This is a genomic window from Streptomyces sp. NPDC059373, from assembly GCF_042751495.1.
GTDB lineage: Bacteria > Actinomycetota > Actinomycetes > Streptomycetales > Streptomycetaceae > Actinacidiphila.
Genome location: NZ_JBHYXC010000064.1, coordinates 1 through 21,290, shown reverse-complemented (window position 1 = coordinate 21,290; position 21,290 = coordinate 1). Strand labels below are relative to the sequence as shown.

Annotated in this window: 21 protein-coding genes and 1 tRNA gene; 13 read left to right on the top strand and 9 right to left on the bottom strand. The window is 71.0% G+C overall.

Features of this window, described 5'->3' with window-relative positions:
• Positions 1 to 15 precede the first annotated feature (15 nt).
• Positions 16 to 345, bottom strand: a complete 330-nt coding sequence (locus tag ACFXJ5_RS39045) for a hypothetical protein (RefSeq protein WP_384642544.1) — start codon at positions 343 to 345, stop codon at positions 16 to 18.
• Positions 346 to 513: 168 nt separating this feature from the next.
• Positions 514 to 1,131 carry a TetR/AcrR family transcriptional regulator gene (locus ACFXJ5_RS39040; RefSeq protein ID WP_384642541.1) on the bottom strand — a complete coding sequence of 206 codons (618 nt, stop codon included), beginning with the start codon at positions 1,129 to 1,131 and terminating at the stop codon, positions 514 to 516.
• Positions 1,132 to 1,186: 55 nt separating this feature from the next.
• Between ACFXJ5_RS39040 and ACFXJ5_RS39035 the strand changes: the two genes are divergently transcribed.
• From ACFXJ5_RS39035 to ACFXJ5_RS39025, 3 genes are all read left to right on the top strand, one after another.
• The gene (locus tag ACFXJ5_RS39035; protein WP_384642538.1) at positions 1,187 to 2,236 is read left to right on the top strand and encodes a phosphotransferase family protein; all 1,050 of its coding nucleotides are present in this window, start codon (positions 1,187 to 1,189) and stop codon (positions 2,234 to 2,236) included.
• Positions 2,233 to 3,003, top strand: coding sequence for an SDR family NAD(P)-dependent oxidoreductase (locus tag ACFXJ5_RS39030; RefSeq protein ID WP_384642535.1), 771 nt, complete (start codon positions 2,233 to 2,235; stop codon positions 3,001 to 3,003). The genes ACFXJ5_RS39035 and ACFXJ5_RS39030 overlap by 4 nt, the downstream gene beginning before the upstream one ends.
• A 72-nt stretch (positions 3,004 to 3,075) precedes the next feature.
• On the top strand, positions 3,076 to 4,380 hold the full coding sequence (locus tag ACFXJ5_RS39025) for an acyl-CoA dehydrogenase family protein (RefSeq protein WP_384642533.1): 1,305 nt from the start codon (positions 3,076 to 3,078) through the stop codon (positions 4,378 to 4,380).
• Positions 4,381 to 4,406: 26 nt separating this feature from the next.
• Here the strand turns inward: ACFXJ5_RS39025 and ACFXJ5_RS39020 are convergent, their stop codons facing one another.
• Both ACFXJ5_RS39020 and ACFXJ5_RS39015 read right to left on the bottom strand, forming a co-directional pair.
• Positions 4,407 to 5,900, bottom strand: coding sequence for a diacylglycerol/lipid kinase family protein (locus tag ACFXJ5_RS39020; RefSeq protein WP_384642530.1), 1,494 nt, complete (start codon positions 5,898 to 5,900; stop codon positions 4,407 to 4,409).
• Between the two features lie 727 nt (positions 5,901 to 6,627).
• Positions 6,628 to 6,712: transfer RNA gene (locus tag ACFXJ5_RS39015), tRNA-Leu, on the bottom strand.
• 172 nt (positions 6,713 to 6,884) lie between these two features.
• On the opposite strand from ACFXJ5_RS39015, the gene ACFXJ5_RS39010 reads away from it, so the two are divergent.
• The 3 genes from ACFXJ5_RS39010 to ACFXJ5_RS39000 all read left to right on the top strand — a co-directional run bounded on the left by ACFXJ5_RS39010 (position 6,885) and on the right by ACFXJ5_RS39000 (position 9,615).
• Positions 6,885 to 8,213 (top strand): M20/M25/M40 family metallo-hydrolase, encoded by a 1,329-nt coding sequence (locus ACFXJ5_RS39010; RefSeq protein WP_384642527.1) that lies wholly within the window; start codon positions 6,885 to 6,887, stop codon positions 8,211 to 8,213.
• A 167-nt stretch (positions 8,214 to 8,380) separates the two neighbouring features.
• Complete coding sequence (locus ACFXJ5_RS39005; RefSeq protein WP_384642525.1) at positions 8,381 to 8,614, top strand: chaplin; 234 nt, start codon at positions 8,381 to 8,383, stop codon at positions 8,612 to 8,614.
• 143 nt (positions 8,615 to 8,757) lie between these two features.
• On the top strand, positions 8,758 to 9,615 hold the full coding sequence (locus ACFXJ5_RS39000) for a chaplin family protein (protein WP_384642522.1): 858 nt from the start codon (positions 8,758 to 8,760) through the stop codon (positions 9,613 to 9,615).
• Positions 9,616 to 9,737: 122 nt separating this feature from the next.
• Here ACFXJ5_RS39000 and ACFXJ5_RS38995 read toward each other — a convergent pair whose 3' ends face one another.
• Positions 9,738 to 9,926: a DUF5703 family protein gene (locus tag ACFXJ5_RS38995; protein WP_384642520.1), complete on the bottom strand. Its 189-nt coding sequence runs from the start codon at positions 9,924 to 9,926 to the stop codon at positions 9,738 to 9,740.
• 47 nt (positions 9,927 to 9,973) lie between these two features.
• Between ACFXJ5_RS38995 and ACFXJ5_RS38990 the strand changes: the two genes are divergently transcribed.
• On the top strand, positions 9,974 to 10,585 hold the full coding sequence (locus tag ACFXJ5_RS38990; RefSeq protein WP_384642517.1) for a hypothetical protein: 612 nt from the start codon (positions 9,974 to 9,976) through the stop codon (positions 10,583 to 10,585).
• 255 nt (positions 10,586 to 10,840) lie between these two features.
• Here ACFXJ5_RS38990 and ACFXJ5_RS38985 read toward each other — a convergent pair whose 3' ends face one another.
• Positions 10,841 to 12,790, bottom strand: coding sequence for a helix-hairpin-helix domain-containing protein (locus tag ACFXJ5_RS38985; protein WP_384642515.1), 1,950 nt, complete (start codon positions 12,788 to 12,790; stop codon positions 10,841 to 10,843).
• Positions 12,791 to 12,820: 30 nt separating this feature from the next.
• Complete coding sequence (locus tag ACFXJ5_RS38980) at positions 12,821 to 13,801, bottom strand: aldo/keto reductase (RefSeq protein ID WP_384642512.1); 981 nt, start codon at positions 13,799 to 13,801, stop codon at positions 12,821 to 12,823.
• Positions 13,802 to 13,927: 126 nt separating this feature from the next.
• Here ACFXJ5_RS38980 and ACFXJ5_RS38975 point away from each other — a divergent pair, with 126 nt between their 5' ends.
• On the top strand, positions 13,928 to 14,977 hold the full coding sequence (locus ACFXJ5_RS38975; protein ID WP_384642509.1) for an LLM class F420-dependent oxidoreductase: 1,050 nt from the start codon (positions 13,928 to 13,930) through the stop codon (positions 14,975 to 14,977).
• 3 nt (positions 14,978 to 14,980) lie between these two features.
• Here ACFXJ5_RS38975 and ACFXJ5_RS38970 read toward each other — a convergent pair whose 3' ends face one another.
• A complete protein-coding gene (locus ACFXJ5_RS38970; protein WP_384642507.1) occupies positions 14,981 to 15,589 on the bottom strand; it encodes a hypothetical protein in 609 nt (202 codons plus the stop codon).
• 291 nt (positions 15,590 to 15,880) lie between these two features.
• On the opposite strand from ACFXJ5_RS38970, the gene ACFXJ5_RS38965 reads away from it, so the two are divergent.
• A complete protein-coding gene (locus ACFXJ5_RS38965) occupies positions 15,881 to 16,666 on the top strand; it encodes a ferritin-like domain-containing protein (protein WP_384642504.1) in 786 nt (261 codons plus the stop codon).
• Positions 16,667 to 16,676: 10 nt separating this feature from the next.
• Here ACFXJ5_RS38965 and ACFXJ5_RS38960 read toward each other — a convergent pair whose 3' ends face one another.
• Complete coding sequence (locus tag ACFXJ5_RS38960; RefSeq protein WP_384642501.1) at positions 16,677 to 17,729, bottom strand: magnesium and cobalt transport protein CorA; 1,053 nt, start codon at positions 17,727 to 17,729, stop codon at positions 16,677 to 16,679.
• Between the two features lie 76 nt (positions 17,730 to 17,805).
• On the opposite strand from ACFXJ5_RS38960, the gene ACFXJ5_RS38955 reads away from it, so the two are divergent.
• From ACFXJ5_RS38955 to mshC, 4 genes are all read left to right on the top strand, one after another.
• Complete coding sequence (locus tag ACFXJ5_RS38955; protein WP_384642499.1) at positions 17,806 to 18,507, top strand: histidine phosphatase family protein; 702 nt, start codon at positions 17,806 to 17,808, stop codon at positions 18,505 to 18,507.
• Between the two features lie 60 nt (positions 18,508 to 18,567).
• The gene (locus ACFXJ5_RS38950; RefSeq protein ID WP_384642496.1) at positions 18,568 to 19,164 is read left to right on the top strand and encodes a DUF3090 domain-containing protein; all 597 of its coding nucleotides are present in this window, start codon (positions 18,568 to 18,570) and stop codon (positions 19,162 to 19,164) included.
• Complete coding sequence (locus ACFXJ5_RS38945) at positions 19,122 to 19,961, top strand: SCO1664 family protein (protein WP_384642493.1); 840 nt, start codon at positions 19,122 to 19,124, stop codon at positions 19,959 to 19,961. The genes ACFXJ5_RS38950 and ACFXJ5_RS38945 overlap by 43 nt, the downstream gene beginning before the upstream one ends.
• 76 nt (positions 19,962 to 20,037) lie before the next feature.
• A complete protein-coding gene (gene mshC / locus ACFXJ5_RS38940; RefSeq protein ID WP_384642490.1) occupies positions 20,038 to 21,267 on the top strand; it encodes a cysteine--1-D-myo-inosityl 2-amino-2-deoxy-alpha-D-glucopyranoside ligase in 1,230 nt (409 codons plus the stop codon).
• Positions 21,268 to 21,290: the final 23 nt, after the last annotated feature.

The following is a 21,290-nucleotide window of genomic DNA, read 5'->3' as shown; positions in this document are numbered from 1 at the left end:
AGCGGTGCGAGGCGCTCAGGCGTTCTGCGTCGGCTCGTACAGGGCCATCACCGGAGGCCGACCCTCCATCGCCGACGACATGTCGAGCTTACCGGCGGCGGCCGCCTCGCCGATGGCACCCAGCACCGAGGCCGGATCCTCGGCCTCGATCTCGTAGAGGGCCAGGTAGCGCTGCTCGGTGGGCGGACCGGAGGGGGATGCCGCGAATCGGCTGGCCCTCACGATGCCGGGGATGCGCTCCAGCAACTGCGGGATGTGGACCTGCTCGTACCAGGTGTTGAACTCGGCTTCTCGTTCCGGGCTCACGGCATTGGTGTGGACGAGGAGGAGGGCCTTACGTGTCATCGTTGTCTCCTGGCGGATCCGCACCGCCCGCGACGGGATCCTTTGACGGACGTAAGTCTATCGATGTAAATCTAGGCAGAGCGGAGCTGCTGCGTCAACGTATCCCCGTACGCTGTCGCGCTCCGGTGCGGACGGCGTGACAGAAGGTCAGATCTCTGACACATGTGGTCAGGGCTGCGGCGGGGTCACCGCGTTCAGGCAGAACCTCACCAGGTGCTCGGTCTCGCCCGGCTCCGGCCGGGTGCCGCCGGCCAGATGACGTCGCATGGTCCCGAAGACGACCTCGAAGACGGCGGCGCCGTCCCGTCGTGGATCCGCGCTGCCGACCTCCGTAAGCGGGCCCATCAGCAACTCCCGGAGCGGCGCCGTCATGCCCGGGTCGACCATCCAGCGATCGCCGGCGACCGAGAGCTGCGTCAGCGCGGCCCGGCTGGCGCTGGCCACCCCGGGGTCGGCCGCCTGGAGCATGACGCCCTCGATCCAGCGGGTGATCCGCCCGGCCGGGGTGTCCTCCTTGGCCATCTGGTGTTCGAGGTACGAGGCCAGCCTCCCGACGCCGCTCTCCATCACGGCGAGGACGAGGTCGTCCTTGCCGCCGAAGTACCGGTAGAACGCCTTGTTGGAGGTGCCGGCCTCGGCCACGATGTCGCTGATCCGGGGCGTCTGAGGGGCCACCCGCTCCATCACCCTGACCGCCGCCGCCAGGATCCGCTCGACCTCCTCCGCCGCCTCGCGCTGCCGCCCTTCCAATGCGCGCCGGACCGCATCACCCGCCCTGGTGTTCATCGTTTCCCCTTCTGAGTATTGCGTTCTCCATATAGAGAATCATATTCTCCGCAGTATGGACCAGACGAAGACTACGGTCGGTGGCGGTCTCGACCGCCACCGGCTCGAACGGTGGATGGACGCCGAGGGACTGCCCGGCACCGGCTCCGAACTGATCGTCACCCCACTCAGCGGTGGATCCCAGAACCAGCTCTACGAACTGCGCCGGGGCACCGCCCGACTCGTCCTTCGCGGCGCCCCGGCCCACGCCGACGCGGCCCGGGCAGCCCGGATGATGCGCGAATACCGCCTCGTCCGAGCCCTGGGCGGCACCGACGTACCGCATGCCCGGGCTCACGCGGCCACGGACGACCCCGCCGTCCTCGGGCGGCCCTTCTACGTGATGGACCACGTCGAGGGCTGGTCGCCGCTGCCGACCGGCTGGCCGGCCCCCTTCGACCGGGATCTCCAAGCCCGGGCCGGGCTGGCCTTCGAGCTGGTCGACGGGATCGCCCGGCTCGCCCGGGTGGACTGGCAGGCGCTCGGCCTGGACGGTTTCGGGCGGCCGGACGGGTTCCACGAACGGCAGGTCGACCGGTGGACGGCCTTCCTCGACGCCTACCGGTTCCGCGAGTTGCCGGGCCTGGACACCGCGGCCGCCTGGCTGCGCGACTACCGGCCGAAGACGTACCGACCCGGGATCATGCACGGCGACTACCAGTTCGCCAACGTCATGTACGCGAAGGGCCGCCCGGCCCGGCTCGCCGCGATCGTCGACTGGGAGATGGCCACGGTCGGTGACCCGCTGCTCGACCTCGGCTGGGCGCTGATCACCTGGTCGCCCGAGGGCGACGACATGGAGCACTCGCGCTACCTCGACTACACCGGCATGCCACCCCGGGACGCTCTCCTCGACCACTACGCGAAGGTCAGCGGACGACCGGTCGACGAGATCGACTACTACGTCGTCCTGGCCCGGTTCAAGCTCGGCATCGTCCTCGAACAGAGCGTCGCCCGGGTGGCCGCCGCGAACGGCGGCGATCCCCAGGCCTCGCCGTTCGTCCACATGGTTCCCGAACTCATCCGCAAGGCGGCCGAGCTCTCCCGTACGGCGGTGGCGCGATGAGCGAAGTCCCCGTCCCCTTCGACCGGTTCGACCTGACCGGCAAGGTCGCGCTCGTCACCGGCGGCAGCCGGGGCCTGGGCCGGGAGATGGTCCTCGCCTTCGCGCAGGCCGGCGCCGACGTCGTCATCACCAGCCGCAAGTCCGACGCCTGCGAGCAGTTGGCCCGCGAGGTGACCGAGAGCACCGGACGCAAGGCACTGGCGCATGGCTGCCACGTCGGGCGCTGGGACGAGATCGATGGCCTGCTCGAGGCGGCGTACGGCCACTTCGGCCGGGTGGACGTGCTGGTGAACAACGCCGGCATGTCCCTGCTCTACGACGAACCGGCCGACGTCACCGAGAAGATGTGGGACAGCGTCGTGGGCCTCAACCTCAAGGGTCCGTTCCGTCTGTGCGCGCTGGTCGGGCGCCGTATGGCCGAACAGGGCGGCGGCTCGATCATCAACGTGAGCAGCACCGGCTCGATCCGGCCCATGCCCGCCATCCTGCCGTACGCGGCCGCCAAGGCGGGGCTCAACGCCATCACCGAGGGCTTCGCGCACGCCTTCGGCCCGTCCGTGCGGGTCAACTGCCTCATGGCGGGACCGTTCTACACCGACATCAGCAAGGCCTGGGACATGGAGCACACCGAGAAGGAGCTCCAGCGGCACGCTCTGCGCCGTGGCGGCAGGCCCGAGGAGATCGTCGGCGCGGCGCTCTTCCTCGCGAGCGACGCCTCCAGCTACACCACGGGAGCCATCCTCCGGGCCGATGGCGGCATTCCCTGACCGGTTGGTCCGGCCGTAGGACGGCGCGACGGCACCAGTAAACGACACCCCGCATCAGGAGGACAGCACGACATGGCATGGGACTTCAGCACCGACCCCGAATTCCAGCACAAGCTCGACTGGGCGCACACATTCGTGACCGAAGAGGTCGAACCCCTCGACCTGGTGTGGCCCGCCCCCGCCAACTACCAGCCGCTCACCCCGGAGCGCCGTAAGGTCGTCGACCCGCTCAAGCAGGCGGTGCGGGACCAGCGGCTGTGGGCCTGCCACCTCGGCCCGGAGCTCGGGGGAGAGGGATACGGCCAGGTCAAGCTGGCACTGCTGAACGAGATCCTCGGCCGGTCGTCCTGGGCGCCGATCATCTTCGGCACCCAGGCGCCCGACACCGGCAACGCCGAGATCCTCGCGCACTACGGCACGCAGGAGCAGAAGAAGCGGTACCTGGAGCCGCTGCTGTCCGGTGAGATCTTCTCCTGCTACTCCATGACCGAGCCACATGCCGGTGCCGACCCCGCCATGTTCACCACCCGTGCGGTCCGCGACGGCGACGACTGGGTCATCGACGGCTGGAAGTTCTTCTCCTCCAACGCCCGCTGGTCGGAGTTCCTCATCGTCATGGCGTACACCGACCCCGAGGCGGGCCCCGTCAAGGGCATGTCGATGTTCCTCGTCCCACGGGACACACCCGGCGTGAACATCGTCCGCAACACCGGTCTCATCGGCGAGACCGAGGACGAGGGCGCGCACGCTCTCATTCACTACGAGCAGGTCCGCGTCCCGGCCGACGCCCTGCTCGGCGAGGAGGGCGGCGCCTTCGCCGTCGCCCAGACCCGGCTGGGCGGCGGGCGGGTGCACCACGCGATGCGGACGGTGGGCTTGGCCCAGCGGGCGCTGGACATGCTCTGCGAACGCGCGCTCAGCCGGACCACGAAGGGCACGTCCCTGTCCGCCAAACAGACCGTCCAGGAGTACATCGCCGACTCGTACGCACAGCTGCGGCAGTTCCGCCTCTTCGTACTGAACGTGGCCTGGCAGATCGACCGATACCAGGACTACAAAAAGGTCCGCAAGGACATCGCGGCCATCAAGGCCCTCACCCCGACCGTGTTGCAGGACATCGTGCGCCGGTCGATTCAGGTGCACGGCGCCCTGGGGGTGTCCAACGAGCTGCCTCTGGGTCGTATGTGGATGCAGGCACCGGTCATGGCCATCGTGGACGGACCCACCGAGGTTCACAAGATCACCGTCGCCCGTCAGGTGCTGAGGGACTACCGGCCGTCGGACTCGCAGTGGCCCTCGGAACATCTGCCCCCGAAGACGGCGGCGGCCCGGGCCAAGGTCGCGGCGGCACTGGAGCTGGACGTCGACGACTTGTAGGAAGACTCGGAAAGCCTCTTGTCGAATCAGTTGTACGACCAGAACCTGCTGACACGCCGGTTGGACTGGGTGGAGGGCGAGATGGCCAGCCGCTTCCCCGCGCTGTGGCGTGAATCCGCGGAGGATTCGCGCTGCGGCGCCTGACGCAGACCGCCACCACCCGTTGCCTGCGGATCGCCGTATTCCGCGGAGGCCGACGCCGGCTGCCTGCCGAGGGCCAGAGTGAGGACGTCCGGCCAGCTGGGGGGCTGTCCGGCCGTCGGTGGCCCCGGACGGTGTCTGGGGACCAGCACGCGCAAGCGTCGTGGGCGGAGGCTGCAGATGACGGGGGTCGGCAGGTCAAGCGCCTCCCCGTCGACGGCGACCGGGATGCTCGGCGATTCGCAGTCCACAGTGACCTGGGCGGAGGTCAGGACATGCAGGGCCGACGCGCGGACGCCTCGCAGTGCGATCTCGGCCGCCTGGGCGGCGTTGTTGACCCGCACCCCGACGACACCCAGGGTTCCCAGATCGAGCCGGGCCCGGCGGCCGCCGGCGGCCATCGGTTCGGGTTGGGCGTAGGGATTGTTGCTGACCAGGATTGCTTGCTGTGAGTCCAGGTGGGTGTCGCCCACCAGAGTGTGGAGGGGATGGCCGGAGTATCCGAGCAGGAGCTCGGGCAGCGCGTCCAGGGTGGTACCGGCCTTGGCTTCCCGGTATTCGGGGCGCTGCACGATCTGGGCGTAGGCACCGAAGGAGACCGTGTTGACGAAGGGCCGCCCGCCCACCATTCCCAGGTCGACGCGCAGTTCCTCCCCGTCGGTCAGCGCGTCCAGGCTGCGAGCCGGGTCATCGCGGTCCAGACCCAGGTCCATGGCGAAGTGGTTGCGGGTGCCCGCGCAGACGACCACGAACGGCAGGTCGTGCTCGGCCGCTACCTCGGCCACCAGTGCCTGGGTGCCGTCACCGCCTGCGACCCCGAGCAGATCTGCGCCCTCGGTGACAGCGCGGCGGGCGATCCCGGCGACATCCTGCTCGACAGAAGTGTCCAGCAGCACGACCCGGGCCCCCAGCGTCTCTGCCTTCTCCACCAGCCCGAAACGGCCGACCTTCCCGCCCCCGGACTTCGGGTTCATGATCAGCACCGGATGTGCGGGCCGGAGCGCCGCGACTGCCCGCATGCCGGGCGAATGCCGCGCCCGCACCAGTGCCCATCGCGCGCAGGCCACTGCGGCCCCCGAGAGGGCCAACGCGGCCAGCGCGGCCGGCCACAGGCCGGCCCGCGTGTAGATCGCCACCACGGCCGCAGGTGCGCCGAGCGCGAGCAGCGCACCGGCCACGCGAACAGCCCCACGGTGGGAGAGCACCCACCACGTCCCGGCCGCCGCGACCACCAGCCCTGCCACCCCGGCGGCAAGGACCAGCAGACTGCCCAGGCCGCTCACGGCCAGCAGCACCGCCACCGCGCCCACCACGCAGACCAACGCCAGCCGAGCCAGGAAGCGAGCCTGCGCCAACGCACGGGAGATGGTCGATACCACCGCACTCCTTCCGGTCTCCTCCGATGATGACTCGTCTCGCGGCGGTGCGGATGTCCACCGCCGGCCCACGGCATCGCCCGGCGATCAGACGGCGCCGGCCAGAAGGCCTGGCCACCCTCCCCACACCGCACTACGTGTGCCCCGGGCCGGCTGGGCCGTACGGGTGGGCCCGGGAGCAGGAAGCGCCTGCGCCGTGCACACCTTCCGTACGGTGAGCAGCACGATCCTCGCCACGCGTGGTCTCGCAGGGGACTGGGTCGTGGGCCAAGGACGCGACGGTCGGGCTGACGGTGGCGGCCGTGGCGGTGCCCGCCGCGATGGGTATGGCCGAACTCGCCGACCGCGGCATCACCCTGGCGTTCGCCCGCCCCAAAGCCACCCTGCGCCGGGTCTTCGCCACCACCGGCCTGGCCACCCAGGTCGGAGAGGCCCTGCATTCGTCGCTACATGGAGCCGAGAAATACAGGCACAGAAGGCTGCGGCTGAGGCCAAACTGGCAAGTATCGAGAACGCCGCAGGACCCGGCTGCGGATGACTCGAGGCGAGATCCGCGCACTGGTGGACGCCCTCGGCGGGCTGCTGTCCGTGCTACGCGAGGCGGATCCCATGGACAAGGCCAAGATCTACCGTCAGCTGGGACTGCGTCTGACCTACGACCATGAAAAACAAACAGTGCCGGCCGAATCGCAGCCAGCACCGTCGATGGGCGTAGTGGTTGTGGTTGTTGTGTCCGAGGGGGGACTTGAACCCCCACGCCCGATAAAGGGCACTAGCACCTCAAGCTAGCGCGTCTGCCATTCCGCCACCCGGACCAGGTGTTTTGTCGCTTGCCTCTCGGCGCGGCGACGTAGGAAACGATAGCAAACATTCGGGGGTGCCCGATCACCCCGGACGCGCCGCCGCCGGGGGCGCGGAAGGGTGGTGGGCGGTGGGGTGGACAGGCGCGGGAGGATGGCAGTGGAACCCGAACGAGGAGGAGACAGCGTGAGCGAGTCGAACTCGGCCGCCCGTACGATCGCCGGCGAGGACGAGGTGGTCGACCTGTGCCGGGACCTGATCAGGATCGATACCAGTAATTACGGCGATCACTCGGGGCCAGGTGAGCGTGGCGCCGCCGAGTATGTGGCCGAGAAGCTTGCGGAGGTAGGCCTTGAGCCGCGGATCTTCGAGTCGCACCAGGGGCGGGCCTCGACGGTGGCGCGGATCGCGGGGGAGGACCCGTCGAGGCCGGCGCTGCTGATCCACGGGCACACCGATGTCGTACCGGCGAACGCGGAGGACTGGACGCACCACCCGTTCTCGGGCGAGGTGGCGGACGGCTGCGTGTGGGGCCGGGGCGCGGTCGACATGAAGGACATGGACGCGATGACGCTGGCGGTCGTACGCGACCGGCTGCGCAGCGGGCGGAAGCCGCCGCGGGACATCGTGCTGGCGTTCCTCGCGGACGAGGAGGCGGGCGGCATCTATGGGGCGCGGCACCTGGTGGACAAGCACCCGGAGCTGTTCGAGGGGGTGACGGAGGCGATCGGCGAGGTCGGCGGCTTCTCCTTCACGGTGAACGAGAATCTGCGGCTGTATCTGATCGAGACGGCCCAGAAGGGCATGCACTGGATGCGGCTGACCGTGGAGGGCACGGCGGGCCACGGGTCGATGACCAACAACGACAACGCGATCACCGAGCTGTGCGAGGCGGTCGGTCGGCTGGGGCGGCACAAGTTCCCGGTGCGGGTCACCAAGACGGTGCGGTCGTTCCTGGACGAGCTGGCCGACGCGCTGGGCACCGAGCTCGACCCGGAGGACATGGAGGCGACGCTGGCCAAGCTGGGCGGTATCGCCAAGATCATCGGTGCGACGCTGCGCAACACGGCGGCCCCGACGATGCTCGGCGCCGGATACAAGGTCAACGTGATCCCGGGCCAGGCCACGGCGCATGTCGACGGGCGCTTCCTGCCGGGCCACGAGGAGGAGTTCCTCGCCGACCTGGACCGGATCCTCGGGCCGCGGGTGAAGCGGGAGGACGTGCACTCGGACAAGGCGCTGGAGACCGGCTTCGACGGCTCCCTGGTGGACGCGATGCAGGCGGCACTCAAGGCCGAGGACCCGATCGCGCACGCCGTGCCGTACATGCTGTCCGGCGGTACGGACGCGAAGTCCTTCGACGACCTGGGGATCCGCTGCTTCGGCTTCGCGCCGCTGAAGCTGCCGCCGGAGCTGGACTTCGCGGGGATGTTCCACGGGGTGGACGAGCGAGTGCCGGTGGACGGACTGAAGTTCGGCGTCCGGGTGCTCGACCGCTTCCTCGACGACTGCTGAACCGCCGCTGCGGAAGCGACTCGTCGACATGTGACCCTTGGTTACGCCTCCTGCCTGTTTTAGCCGAAAAGGGTGAATGAATCCGGCCACCAGTAGCTGACCTCCTCCGGTGTCGTTGGTTCATTTGCGGTCCGCGGTTGGGGCCGTTTTGCCAACGAGGAGGAAAAATGATCAAGAAGGTCGTCGCCGCTGCCGCTGTCACCGGTGGTCTTGTGGCCGCCGGCGCGGGCGTGGCCGTCGCCGACTCCAACGCCCAGGCTGCCGCTGTCGGTTCCCCGGGTGTTGTGTCGGGCAATGTCATTCAGGTTCCGGTGAACATCCCGATCAACCTGTGCGGCAACACCATCAACGTCGTCGGGCTGCTGAACCCCGCGATCGGCAACACCTGCATCAACAAGTGACGTTGCGTCGGACCTGTTGATGGTCCGACCCCGCTCGGCCCCGGAACGCCGCTGGCATTCCGGGGCCGATACGGCTACTGGTGGGAATCGGACAGCGGTCCAGGACCCATCTGCTCCTCATTCCTTCCAAGTCAGGGAGAATCATGCGACAGGTCGCCAAAAAGGGCCTGCTCACCGTCGTCGCCACGGGTGGCGTGCTGGCCGTGACCGGTGGGCTGGCCTACGCCGACTCGAATGCGCAGGGCGTGGCCGCCGGATCACCGGGTGTGCTGTCCGGGAATGCCATCCAGGTGCCCATCCACGTCCCGGTGAACGCGTGCGGCAACACGGTCAACGTCGTCGGAGTGCTCAACCCGGCGGCGGGCAACACCTGCGTCAACGCAGGCGGCGGGCACGACTCCGGGCACGACTCCGACCACGGCAACAAGCACGGTTCCGGCTGGGACCACGGCTCGGACCACTCGGACCACGGCTCCAGCCACGGGTTCGGATCGGGTCACGACGACTCGGACGAGCACCACGGCCGCGGCGGTGCCTCCGCCGACGCCATTGCCGCCGGCTCGCCGGGCGTCGCCTCGGGCAACGTCATCCAGGTGCCCGTCGACGTGCCGGTCAACGTCTGCGGCAACTCGGTGAACGGCATCGCCGCGGCGAACCCCGCCATCGGCAACACGTGCGTCAACGCCGAAGGTCACGGCCACCACCACGGCCACGGCGAGGACCGCGGCCACGGCCACGGCCCGAAGTTCCCGCACCACCCGGAGAAGCCGAACCACCCGGGCAAGCCCTCGCACCCGGGCAAGCCCTCGCACCCCGGCAAGCCGCACACTCCGGCCAAGCCCGCGCACCCGGCCAAGCCGGTCACGCACATGCCGGCGAAGACCGGCCCGCAGCTGGCCCACACCGGCGCGGAGAACATCGGCCTGACGCTGGTCACCAGCGCCGGCCTGCTGCTCGGCGGCGCGGCGCTCTTCCGCCGCTCCCGCAAGACCCGGGCCTGATCCCCGCCACAGCGGGCATCAGCGCTTCAGGAGCCGCGTGGATCGGGGCCCCGTGAACCTCACGGGGCCCCGATCCATGTCAGCCTGCGGTCACCGCACTGTCATCCGTGCTCACCCTGCGCTCACCACGTCGCACGGACCTGGCGGATGATCCGGCGGCGCAGCCGCACCTTGCGGCTCCCGTCGGGGTACAGGCGGACCCGGTCCAACTCCCAGTGGCCGTACTCCGCTTCGTCGGTCAGCAGCCGTTGTGCCTCCTTGCGGGTCACGCCCCGCGGCACATACATCTCTCTGAATTCGTATTCAGCCATCGCATCTATTGTGCGGGGAACACCCTGGTACGGATAGCGTCTGCTGCATGTCTGATGCCGCGCAGCCCACCGTTGACGAGGTACGTGCCGCCGCCGAGGCGGTCAAGACCGCGCTGGACCGTCACCTCGAAGCGATCGAGAACCGCAACGGGGAGGACGACCCCGCGATCTACGCCGCGTTCGACGCCCTCGCCACGGCGGCCGAAGCCTACGACGAGCTGCTCTACGACGCGTATGACGAGGTCACCCCCTTCGAGGTGCCCTCCGGCGACACCCTGCCCGAGTACGCCGGGCCGGAGGACCCGGTCGCGATCAGCGTGCTGATCCGCCGCGACTACACCGTGGCCGAGCCCCAGCGGCTGTTCGCCCAGGCCGAGCGGATCGCGGGCGCCGACGACGACACGGCGGGTGACAGCGTCAACACAGCGGTCGGGGTGCTCTTCGGGGAGTACGAACCCGATGAGATCGCCCAGCGGCACAAGGAGTTCGGCCTTGAGGAGGGCGACTCCACGCTCTGGGTGGCGGCGGCCGAGCCCACCGAGCCGGGGGAGTGGCTGGCAACCCCCTTCGACCAGGCGGACCCCCAGCTCGTCGTCTGCCGCTTCGACGTCAGCGCGGTCTTCGACGACGAGCTGGACGCGCTCGACCCCGACCACTAGGGCCTGTCCGGCGGATCTCCGCGGCGTCGCGTGCCCTGGCACCTGGGGGCACCTCCTGGCCCCCAGGGCTGGGGGAGCTCGCGGCGTTGTCGTCAGTCAACGACGTCCCCCAGCCTGGCGGCTGGGAGGTGCCCCCACCGCGTCGCTTCGCTCTCCCCCAGCCCTGGTGGCTGGGGTGCCCCCACCGCCTTGCGATCACAGGCGCCAGACCCCGCTCCTTCTCCCACGGAGATCCACAAGACAGGCCCTGAGCCCTTACACGGCGCCCACCTGCTCGCGCAGCACCGCGCGCAGGCGGGTCGTCCGCTCCTTGGCCGGGATCTCGGCCACTGCCCGGGCCAGGGCCTGGTCCGCGCCCTGGACGACTGACAGGTGCTGCTCGGCCCGGCTGAACGCCGTGTAGACCCACGCCCGGGTCAGCCCCCCCACCGCGTCCCCGGGCAGCACCACGACCACCGCCGGCCAGCGCAGCCCGGCCGCCTGGGGTGCCGTCACCGCCCAGGCATGGCGCACGGCGCCCGAGGCGACCGCCTCGCGCGGTACGACCACGCGGGCACCGCCGCAGTCGAGGTGGAGCCCGTCCGCGTCGGCGGTGACCACGGTGCCGAAGGCGGAGCGGTGGAGCACCCGGTCGCCCGGATCGAAGCCGGCGAACCGGCCGGGGCCGGGATTGAGCCGTTCCTTCAGGGCCGCGTTGAGCACCCGGGTGCCGGCCGCGCCGCCATGGCCGGGCGTGACCACCTGGGTCTGCTCGGCCGGGACGCCGATCGCGCGCGGCACGGAGTCCGCGACCAGCTGCACGGTGCGGTGCACCGCCTCACCGGCGTCGTGCACCGGCACGATCACGACCTCCTTGCCCGGTGCGTCGACCTGCTCCAGCTCGCCGATGCCGATGCCGGACACCAGCTCGCCGATCGGTCCCGGATCCGGCGTCCGGGACGCGACCTGCGGGCAGGTCTTCGCGGCCACCAGATCCGCGAACGCCCGGCCGGGACCTGTCGACCACAGCACGCCCGGATCCCCGCTGAGCACCAGCCGGGCCCCGTCCGGTACGGCCTCCACCAGTGTCGCCGCCGCCTCGACGTCCAGCAGCGGCGCGTCCAGGACTGCCAGCAGGTCCAGCGCCAGCGTGCCGTCCTCGTCCCGCCCGGGGCCCTGTGCGCCCGACAGCAGTCCGGCGACGGTCAGCGACTCCGGATCGTTCGCGCGGGGGGCGTGCGTGGCCGCGTATGCCCGCAGTCCCAGCGACCGGGCCGCCGCCACGAGCGCCGCGGGCTCGGCACGGGCCGCCTCGCCGCCGGTGTGGGCCACCAGGCCGCTCCCGGCCACCGCCCGGATCAGCGCGGCGGTGGACGATGAGGGCGCGGCCGCGGCGGCCGCCTCCCAGCCGTCCTCCGAGTCGTCGCCCCCCTCGAACGTGTTGAGCAGCCGCCCCAGCCCGTCCGCCAGGCTCTCCTCCGCCAGCGCGTACCGGTCGAGGCCGAACAGCAGCCGTACGGACGGCTCGTCGTCCTCGTCGCGCTTCGCACTGCCCGGGGTCTCCTCGGCGTCGTGGAAGACCAGGACGCCGCCGTCGGCGACGGCCGCCCGCAGCGCCTCCTCCGGGTCGGTCACCGCCTGCTTGCCCAACGCGGCCTGCAGGACGGACGATTCGAGCGCGGTGTGGCCCTGCTCGGCCGCGCGCTCCAGCAACCAGCCGACCAGGGCGCGCACCCGCCGCTCGTCATCTGGCCCGCCCTCGCCGCCGAGCAGCGCCTTGGCGAACCCGTCCGCCTGCTCCACCCGCACCCCGGCCACCGCGAGCACCTGCCACGGGTCGTCGCGCAGCAGTTCCCCGGCCCGCTCGCCCAGCACGGCCACCGCGGCCTCCGCCAACGCCTCCGGCGCACCGCCCGCCGCCAGCACGGCCCGCGCGTCGGCGACCGCGTCGCCGGACGCCGGAATCACCGGACGGCCGCGCGGCGGTTCGGCCGCGGGGGCCGGTGCTGCCGCTGGAGCCGGGGTCGGCGAAGGCGCGGACGAAGGCGCGGACGATGACGCAGGCGAAGGCGAAGGAGCGGGCGCCGTCTTCTTCGCCGCGGGCCGCTCGCCCCGCTCGATCGCCCGGACGGCCGCGGCCAAGTCCTGCAACCCGGGCGGCAGTTGCGCCCCCGCGGCCGCCGCAGGGCGGGCGGTGTCGTCCTGGTCGGTGCGGTCCTCGGTCACGATGGCCTCCGTGGTGCGGCGGACCGGCGCCTAGAGCGAGCTCCAGTCGTGGTCCGGATAGCGGTGCAGCGGCGCCGACACGTCGTCCAGCGCCTGGCAGATCTCATCCGGAAGACTAAGGGTCTCCACTGACAACGCGGCCGTGAGCTGCTGCGCGGTGCGCGCGCCGACGATAGGCGCGGCCACGCCCGGCCGGTCGCGCAGCCACGCGAGGGCGACCTGCAGGGGCGACGAGGCCAGCCCGTCGGCCGCTATGGCGAGGGCGTCCACGATGCGGCGGGCCGGCTCGTCCAGGTACGGCGCGACGAACGGCGCCATGTCCTGGGAGCCGCCGCGCGAGTCCGGCGGGGTGCTGTGCCGGTACTTGCCGGTGAGCACGCCCCGCCCGAGCGGCGAGGAGGGCAGCAGACCGACACCCAGGTCGAGCGCGGCCGGCAGCACCTCCCGCTCGATGCCCCGTTGCAGCAGCGAGTACTCCATCTGCGTACTGGCCAGCGGAGTGCGCCCCGGCACCGCCCGCTGCCAGGTCGCGGCCTTGGCGAGCTGCCAGCCGCAGAAGTTGGAGACCCCGACGTAACGGGCGCGCCCGGTGGTGACGGCGATGTCCAGGGCCTGGAGGGTCTCGTCCAGCGGGGTCGTGGGGTCGAAGGCGTGCACCTGCCACAGGTCGACGTAATCCGTGCCGAGCCGCTGGAGGGAGGCGTCCAGCGCGGCGAGCAGATGGCCGCGCGAGCCGTCGAAGCGCCGGTCGGGGTCGGGCACGCTCCCCGCCTTGGTGGCGATCACCAGGTCGGACCGGGGCACGAGGTCCCCGATCAGCCGCCCGAGCAGATACTCGGAGCTGCCGTCGGAGTAGACGTCGGCGGTGTCGACGAGGGTCCCGCCGGCCTCCCAGAAGGCCTTGAGCAGGTCCGCGGCGTCCCGTTCTCCGGTGTCCCGGCCCCAGGTGAGGGTGCCGAGCCCGAGCCGGGACACGCGCAGGCCGGTGCGACCGAGATGCCGTTGCTCCATGACGGCTGAGATTACTGGCCAGAGGGGGACTATGGGGTGCAGTGACGAACCCGACAGGCGCCGGATCGCCACGAGGGCGATAAGGTCCGGGGAACAAGGACGTTACTGATCGGTAAGGGGAGCGGTATGCGGCTCGGGATCAACCTCGGTTACTGGGGCGCCGGGATGGACTCGGACAATCTCGCCGTCGCGCAGGAAGCGGACCGGCTCGGCTACGCCGTGTGCTGGGCCGCCGAGGCGTACGGCTCCGACGCGCCGACCGTGCTGTCCTGGGTCGCGGCGCAGACCGAGCGGATCGACATCGGCTCGGCGATCTTCCAGATCCCGGCCCGTACGCCCGCGATGACCGCCATGACGGCCGCCACCCTCGACTCGCTCTCCGGTGGCCGCTTCCGCCTGGGCCTGGGTGTCTCGGGCCCGCAGGTCTCGGAGGGCTGGTACGGCGTCAAGTTCGACAGGCCGCTGGCCCGCACCCGCGAGTACGTCGAGATCGTCCGCAAGGCGATGTCCCGCGAGCGGCTGTCCCACGAGGGCGAGCACTGGACCCTGCCCCTCCCCGGCGGCCCCGGCAAGCCGCTCAAGCTCACCGTGCACCCCGTGCGCGAGCACATCCCGCTCTACATCGCCGCGATCGGCCCCAAGAACCTGGAGCAGACCGGCGAGATCGCCGACGGCGCCCTGCTGATCTTCCCCTCCGCCGAGCACCTGGAGGAGACCGCCCTCGCCCCGATCCGGGCCGGCCGCGAGAAGGTCGGCAAGACCCTCGACGGCTTCGACGTCTGCCCCACCGTCCCGATCGCCCTCGGCGACGACGTGGACGCGCTGGCCGACCTCTTCCGCCCGTACACCGCGCTGTACGTCGGCGGCATGGGCAGCCGCCAGCAGAACTTCTACAACAAGCTCGCCCGCCGCATGGGCTACGAGAAGGAAGCCATCGAGATCCAGGACAAGTACCTGGCCGGTGACAAGCAGGGCGCGTCGGCCGCCGTGCCCCGCGACCTGATCGACTCCACCACCCTGCTGGGCTCCGTCGAGCGCATCGCCGACCGCATGCGGGCCTACGCGGAGGCCGGCGTGACCACACTGAGCCTCAGCCCGGCCGGCCTCACCCTGGACGAGCGCCTCGCCGCCCTGCGGGCCGGTACGGAGGCCCTGGAGCTGGCCGGACTCGCCTGACGCTCAGCCCGGAACCAGCCGGCCCAGCAGCCGTCCGAAGTCGATGAGGCGCGATATCTGCCCGGCGCCCCCGTCGTCCAGGGACTTGCTGAAGCGGAATGCCTCGGGCCGGAAGCGGGCCGCCGCGATGCCGCCGTCCGCGTCGCCGCTCTGGACGGCGCTCAGCTCGTGCGGCATGGCGGTGGCCAGGACGACGAAGACGCCCCGGTCGACGCGCCGCCCCTGCTCGTCGCTGCCGACGAGCGTACGCATGCCGACGTGACCGATCGCGCAGAGCGGAAGCACCTGCACGGAGGAGTCGAGGACGGTGCCGCCGGGGGCGGTGTCGTCCTCGAGCTCCTCGCTGTGCCAGAGGATGAGGCGGCGGCCGTCGCAGATGGCGGCCTCCTGCCAGACCGAGGTGCCGGACTCGGAGAGGTCCACCACCCGCTCCAGGGTGAAGCCGCGGATGCGGCGGCGGCCGAGCACCCCGGAGATCGCGTCCAGCGCGACGTCGGCGTGCAGGAAGTAGGCGTGCGCGGCGTCGTCGAGGCGGTCGTACGGTGACCAGTCCGAGCCCGCCGGCCCGAGCCGGCTCGCCGTCGGACGGATCCTGGTGACCTTGCTGAACATGTCCACCCGCTTCGCGATCCCATACCTCTGAAGAGAGGGCGCCCCTCGACCTCGTTGTTGCACCTTACCCAGGAGGTACGACAAGTTACGCCGGGTTGTGAATCGCTTCGCTTTCTGCGGCCGTGGTGGGGGCTCGGGGGTCTTCCCCGCCACGGCCGTCACCAAACACAACGCACGTGAACGCCAAGGGTTACGAATCGGTTGGGTGTCTTCGTGTTGCCCGCCCCGCCGACCTCGACTTGACTTTTCCTCTGCATACGTTCGCTTTCGGGCGATTCGCGGAGGTACGTGATGCTGTCGGCCAGGAGCCTTTTCCAGGAGATTCTCGACAACGACGACTCGTTCCGGCTCTTCTGCTCGATCGCCGCCAGCGGGGAATCGCAGGGCGGCTGGGAGAACGGCAGGATCGCGGCCCTCGTACCGGCCACCCAGCAGGACCTGGTCCCCAAGGTGACCCGGCACGGCGCCGACGAGGACAAGCACGGCCGGATCTTCAACGCCCTGCTGCACAAGCGCGGCCTCGACCCCGTCCCGGTACCTCCGGAGACCGACTACACGATGCTCCTGGAGCGGGCCGGTATCGGCCTCGCCCACGACCAGCTGCGCCGCGACGAGCCGCTGACCGAGCGGGACATCGTCACGTACCTCTCGCACAGCCGGGTCACCGAGCAGCGGGCCGCCGAGCAGATGGCGCTGCTCACCAGGCACTTCGGGGACCACCCGGTCATCGGCAAGGCGATGCGGATGATCTCGCACGACGAGGACAACCACCTCGCCTACTGCCACGAGGAGCTGCTGCGCCTCGCCCACGCGGGCCAGGGCCGCACCATCCAGCGCATCCTGCGCGAGTCCGCCCGCGCCGAGATCCGCGTCTACCGCGACGTCAGCCTCGCCGTCATGGCCAACATGGGCCGCATCCTCGGCTGGCCCCGGCCGAAGGCACTGGCCCTCCGGGCCGGCATCCACGCCCTGTACGCCTACGAGCGCCTCGTCGGCTGGCGGCGGATGGTCACCCTCGCGATGCCGGCCCGCCGCAACGCCATGGGCGGGACCGCGCCCGCTCCGGAACCCGTCTAGTGGCGCGGCACTAGAGCCAGCCGCGGCGCTTGAAAGTGCGGTGGAGGCCGTAGACCAGCCCGAAGATCACCGCCATGACCGTCGGGTAGGACCAGACGTAGTGCAGCTCGGGCATGTGGTCGAAGTTCATGCCGTAGATGCCCGCGATCATGGTGGGGACGGCGGCCATGGCGGCCCAGGCCGAGATCTTGCGCATGTCGTCGTTCTGGCGGACGCTCACCTGGGTCAGGTGGGCCTGGAGGATGTCCGACATCAGCCGGTCGAGGCCCTCGACCTGCTCGTTCACGCGGGTGAGGTGGTCGGCGACGTCGCGGAAGAAGGGCTTGGTCCTGGGCTCGGTGTACGGCACGTCGCCGGCCGCCAGGCGGGTCATGGGCTGCGCCAGCGGCCCGGTCGCGCGGCGGAACTCGAGCACCTGGCGCTTGAAGTTGTAGATCCGGCTCGCCGTGCTCGCCGTGCTCGCGGTGCTCGCGGCCCGGTGCCGGGAGCTCGGCAGGGCGGCCTCGGGCTGGAAGACCTCGGCCTCCAGCTCCTCCAGGTCCGTCTGCAGCTCGTTGCCGACCTCGGTGTAGTGGTCCACGACGGTGTCACTGATGGCGTACAGCACCGCCGAGGGACCGTGCCGCAGCACCTCGGGGTCGGCCTCCAGGCGGTGGCGTACGTCGGCGGGGGAGATGCCGTGGCCGTGGCGGACCGTCACCACGAAGGCGTCGCCGACGAAGACCATCAGCTCGCCCGCGGTGACGGTGTCCTGGGCGTCGTCGTAGTCGACCGGCTTGAGGACCGCGAAGACCGAGTCGTGGTAGACCTCCAGCTTGGGCCGCTGGTGTGCCTTCAGGGCGTCCTCCACCGCCAGCGGGTGCAGCCCGAACTCGGCGGTGACCAGCCCGAACTCCTGCTCCGTCGGCTCGTACAGGCCGATCCACACGAAGGAGTCACCCTCCGCGCGTGCTTTGTCGAGGGCGTCGGACAGGTCCGAGGGCGCGTCGACGCGATGTCCGTCCTTGTAGATGGCGCAGTCCACGATCACCCTGGATATTCTTCCGCGATCGCCGCGATCCATGCCCGATCCGTGGCCGGCCGGCGCCCAGTCCGTGCCCGGTCGGTGCCGGTGGGGCCCCGGACGTAGGCTGGCGTCCATGCCCACCGTGATCCTCGTCCGGCATGGCCGGTCCACCGCCAACACCGACGGCGTGCTGGCCGGCTGGAGCCCCGGCGTCGCCCTGGACGACAGCGGCCGCGACCAGGCGGGCGCGCTGGCCGGCCGGCTCGCCGGAGTGCCGCTCGCCGCTGTCGTCACCAGCCCGCTGCAGCGCTGCCGCGAGACCGTACAGCCGCTGCTCGACATCCGTCCCGAACTGCCGATGTACACCGACGACCGGATCGGCGAGTGCCACTACGGCGACTGGACCGGCCGCAAGCTCGCCGAGCTGGCCGGGGAACCGCTGTGGGCGACCGTCCAGCGGTACCCGTCCGGCGCGGTGTTCCCGGGGGAGGGCGGCGAGTCCATCCGGGCCATGCAGGCCCGCGCGGTCGACGCGGTGCGGGACTGGAACGACCGGATCGAGGCCGAGCACGGCCCGGACGCGGTCTATGCGCTGTGCTCGCACGGCGACATCATCAAGTCCGTCGCCGCCGACGCCCTCGGTATGCACCTCGACCTCTTCCAGCGGCTCGCCGTCGACCCCTGCTCGGTCACCGCGATCAACTACACCCCCCAACGGCCCTTCCTGCTGCGCCTCGGTGACACCGGGGACCTCAGCGTCCTGGTACCGCGGGAGAAGCCGGACGCCGGGGCCCCGGGCGACGCGGTGGTCGGGGGCGGCACCGGCGCCTCGTGATCAGCTACAGCAGTAGGGTGGTGAGCCTGTACGAGTGACCCAACCAAAACGGAGCAGGAAGTGCCGCGTCAGGTGTTCCTCTATGACAAGCCGGACCGGTTCGTGGCCGGGACGGTCGGCCAGCCCGGTCAGCGCACCTTCTTCCTGCAGGCCACCGCCGCCGGCCGGACCACCAGTGTGGCGCTGGAGAAGACCCAGGTCGAGGCGCTGGCCGAGCGGATCGACGAACTGCTGGACGAGGTCGTCCGGCGCACCGGCGGTGCCGCCCCCGTACCCGCCGTGGCCCCCGCCGAACTCGCCGACACCGCGCCGCTCGACATGCCGGTCGAGGAGGAGTTCCGGGTCGGCACCATGGCGCTGGCCTGGGACGGCGCCGAGGAGCGGATGATCCTGGAGGCCCAGGCGCTCGTCGAGATCGAGGCCTCGGAGGAGGACGACCTGGAGGCCGCGGAGGAACTGCTGCTCCAGGACGACGAGAACGGCCCCCCACTGCTGCGGGTCCGCCTCACCGGAGCGCAGGCCCGGTCCTTCGCCAAGCGCGCCCTGGACGTCGTCTCCGCGGGCCGGCCGCCGTGCCCGCTGTGCAGCCTCCCCCTGGACCCGGAAGGACACGTATGCCCGCGTCAGAACGGGTACCGGCGGTCGGCGACGGCCTGACCGGTCCGGCGGCCGATCTCGCGCTTCTCACGCACGGTGTGCTGACCGTACGCGGGCGCCTGCGCGACGCCTCCAACGCGGTGCTCTACTGCGCCGTCGAGTACGAGGGCCGGGAGGCCCACTGCGTCTACAAACCGGTCGCCGGCGAGCGGCCCCTGTGGGACTTCCCGGACGGAACGCTCGCGCAGCGCGAGGTGGCCGCGTACCTCGTCTCCGAGGCGACCGGCTGGGGGCTCGTACCGCCGACGGTGCTGCGCGACGGGCCGTACGGCCAGGGGATGTGCCAGCTGTGGATCGAGACGGCACCGGAGGGCGAGGACGACGGCCTGCTCGCCCTGGTCGACGGTGAGGAGCCCGAGCCCGGCTGGAAGGCGGTCGGCTTCGCCGAGGTCGGCCAGGGGCGCACCGCCCTGCTCGTGCACGCCGACGACCCGCGGCTGCGCCACCTCGCCGTCCTGGACGCCGTCATCAACAACGCCGACCGCAAGGGCGGCCACCTCCTGCCCACCGCCGACGGCCATCTCTACGCCATCGACCACGGCGTCACCTTCAACGCCGAGAACAAACTCCGGACCCTCCTGTGGGGCTGGGCCGGCGAGCCCTTCGACGCCGACACCCGCGACGTCCTCGGCCGCCTCGCCGCCGACCTCTCGGACGGCCTGGCCGACCGGCTCTCCGGCCTGATCACCGCCGTCGAGCTCCAGGCCGTACGCGACCGCGTCGCCGACCTCCTCGGCACCGGCCTCCACCCGGTCCCGAGCGGCGAGTGGCCGGCCATTCCCTGGCCCCCGATCTAGGGCAGAAAAGAAAGGTCACACCAAGCGGGTGCCCTCCGGTCGTTTTGCTGATCAGGCGGGCGGTTAATCTCATGACATGCATGCCTGGCCCGCTTCCGACGTCCCTGCCCTCCCGGGCAGCGGACGCGACCTCAGTCTTCACGACACCGCGACCGGCGGACCGGTAACCCTGGTCCCCGGTCCGGTCGCCCGCATCTACGTATGCGGGATCACTCCATACGACGCCACCCACATGGGACACGCGGCCACCTACAACGCGTTCGACCTCGTGCAGCGCGTGTGGCTCGACACGAAGCGGCAGGTCCATTACGTCCAGAACGTCACGGACGTCGATGACCCGCTCCTGGAAAGGGCGGCGCTCAACGGCGACGACTGGACGGAGCTCGCGGAGCGCGAGACCGATCTCTTCCGCGAGGACATGACCGCTCTGCGGATGCTTCCCCCCGCCCACTACATCGGTGCCGTCGAGGCCATCCCCGGGATCGTCCCGCTGGTCGAGCGGCTGCGGGACGCCGGGGCGGCGTACGAGCTCGAAGGGGACGTGTACTTCTCGGTCGAGTCGGACCCGAACTTCGGCAAGGTGTCGAACCTCGACGCGACGGCGATGCGGATCCTCTCCGCGGAGCGCGGCGGCGACCCGGACCGGCCGGGCAAGAAGAACCCGCTGGACCCGATCCTGTGGCTGGCCGCCCGCGAGGGCGAGCCGAGCTGGGACGGGGGCAGCCTGGGCCCCGGCCGTCCCGGCTGGCACATCGAGTGTGTGGCGATCGCACTGGATCACCTGGGCATGGGCTTCGACGTCCAGGGCGGCGGCTCGGACCTGGCCTTCCCGCACCACGAGATGGGCGCGTCGCACGCCCAGGTGCTCACCGGCGAGTTCCCGATGGCGAAGGCGTACGTCCACGCCGGGATGGTCGCGCTCAACGGCGAGAAGATGTCCAAGTCCAAGGGCAATCTCGTCTTCGTCTCCAAGCTGCGCCGCGACGGGGTCGACCCGGCGGCCATCCGGCTCACCCTGCTGGCCCACCACTACCGCGACAACTGGGAGTGGACGGACGGCGTGCTCGCCGAGGCGGCCGAACGGCTCGGCCGGTGGCGTGCGGCGGTGTCCCGTCCGGACGGCCCGTCGGCCGACGCGGTGGTCGAGGAGATCCGTACCGCCCTGGCCGACGACCTGGACGCGCCCGCGGCGCTGGCCGCCGTGGACCGCTGGGCGGCCCGTCAGGAACGCGAGGGCGGTGAGGACACGGGCGCGCCCGGTCTGATCTCCCGGGCGGTGGACGCGCTGCTGGGCGTGGCGCTGTAGGACGCGTGAACGGCGGTGGGGCC

Excerpts from the sequence above, each read along its gene's own strand:
- ACFXJ5_RS39005 (WP_384642525.1), top strand. The coding sequence starts at position 8,381 with ATGATCAAGAAGGTCGTCGCCGCTGCCGCTGTCACCGGTGGTCTTGTG.
- ACFXJ5_RS38975 (WP_384642509.1), top strand. The coding sequence starts at position 13,928 with ATGCGGCTCGGGATCAACCTCGGTTACTGGGGCGCCGGGATGGACTCG.
- mshC (WP_384642490.1), top strand. The coding sequence starts at position 20,038 with ATGCATGCCTGGCCCGCTTCCGACGTCCCTGCCCTCCCGGGCAGCGGA.
- ACFXJ5_RS39000 (WP_384642522.1), top strand. The coding sequence starts at position 8,758 with ATGCGACAGGTCGCCAAAAAGGGCCTGCTCACCGTCGTCGCCACGGGT.
- ACFXJ5_RS38945 (WP_384642493.1), top strand. The coding sequence starts at position 19,122 with ATGCCCGCGTCAGAACGGGTACCGGCGGTCGGCGACGGCCTGACCGGT.
- ACFXJ5_RS39030 (WP_384642535.1), top strand. The coding sequence starts at position 2,233 with ATGAGCGAAGTCCCCGTCCCCTTCGACCGGTTCGACCTGACCGGCAAG.
- ACFXJ5_RS38970 (WP_384642507.1), bottom strand. The coding sequence starts at position 15,589 with ATGTTCAGCAAGGTCACCAGGATCCGTCCGACGGCGAGCCGGCTCGGG.
- ACFXJ5_RS38980 (WP_384642512.1), bottom strand. The coding sequence starts at position 13,801 with ATGGAGCAACGGCATCTCGGTCGCACCGGCCTGCGCGTGTCCCGGCTC.
- ACFXJ5_RS39025 (WP_384642533.1), top strand. The coding sequence starts at position 3,076 with ATGGCATGGGACTTCAGCACCGACCCCGAATTCCAGCACAAGCTCGAC.
- ACFXJ5_RS39040 (WP_384642541.1), bottom strand. The coding sequence starts at position 1,131 with ATGAACACCAGGGCGGGTGATGCGGTCCGGCGCGCATTGGAAGGGCGG.
- ACFXJ5_RS38995 (WP_384642520.1), bottom strand. The coding sequence starts at position 9,926 with ATGGCTGAATACGAATTCAGAGAGATGTATGTGCCGCGGGGCGTGACC.
- ACFXJ5_RS39035 (WP_384642538.1), top strand. The coding sequence starts at position 1,187 with ATGGACCAGACGAAGACTACGGTCGGTGGCGGTCTCGACCGCCACCGG.
- ACFXJ5_RS38965 (WP_384642504.1), top strand. The coding sequence starts at position 15,881 with ATGCTGTCGGCCAGGAGCCTTTTCCAGGAGATTCTCGACAACGACGAC.
- ACFXJ5_RS38990 (WP_384642517.1), top strand. The coding sequence starts at position 9,974 with ATGTCTGATGCCGCGCAGCCCACCGTTGACGAGGTACGTGCCGCCGCC.
- ACFXJ5_RS38955 (WP_384642499.1), top strand. The coding sequence starts at position 17,806 with ATGCCCACCGTGATCCTCGTCCGGCATGGCCGGTCCACCGCCAACACC.
- ACFXJ5_RS39045 (WP_384642544.1), bottom strand. The coding sequence starts at position 345 with ATGACACGTAAGGCCCTCCTCCTCGTCCACACCAATGCCGTGAGCCCG.
- ACFXJ5_RS38960 (WP_384642501.1), bottom strand. The coding sequence starts at position 17,729 with ATGGATCGCGGCGATCGCGGAAGAATATCCAGGGTGATCGTGGACTGC.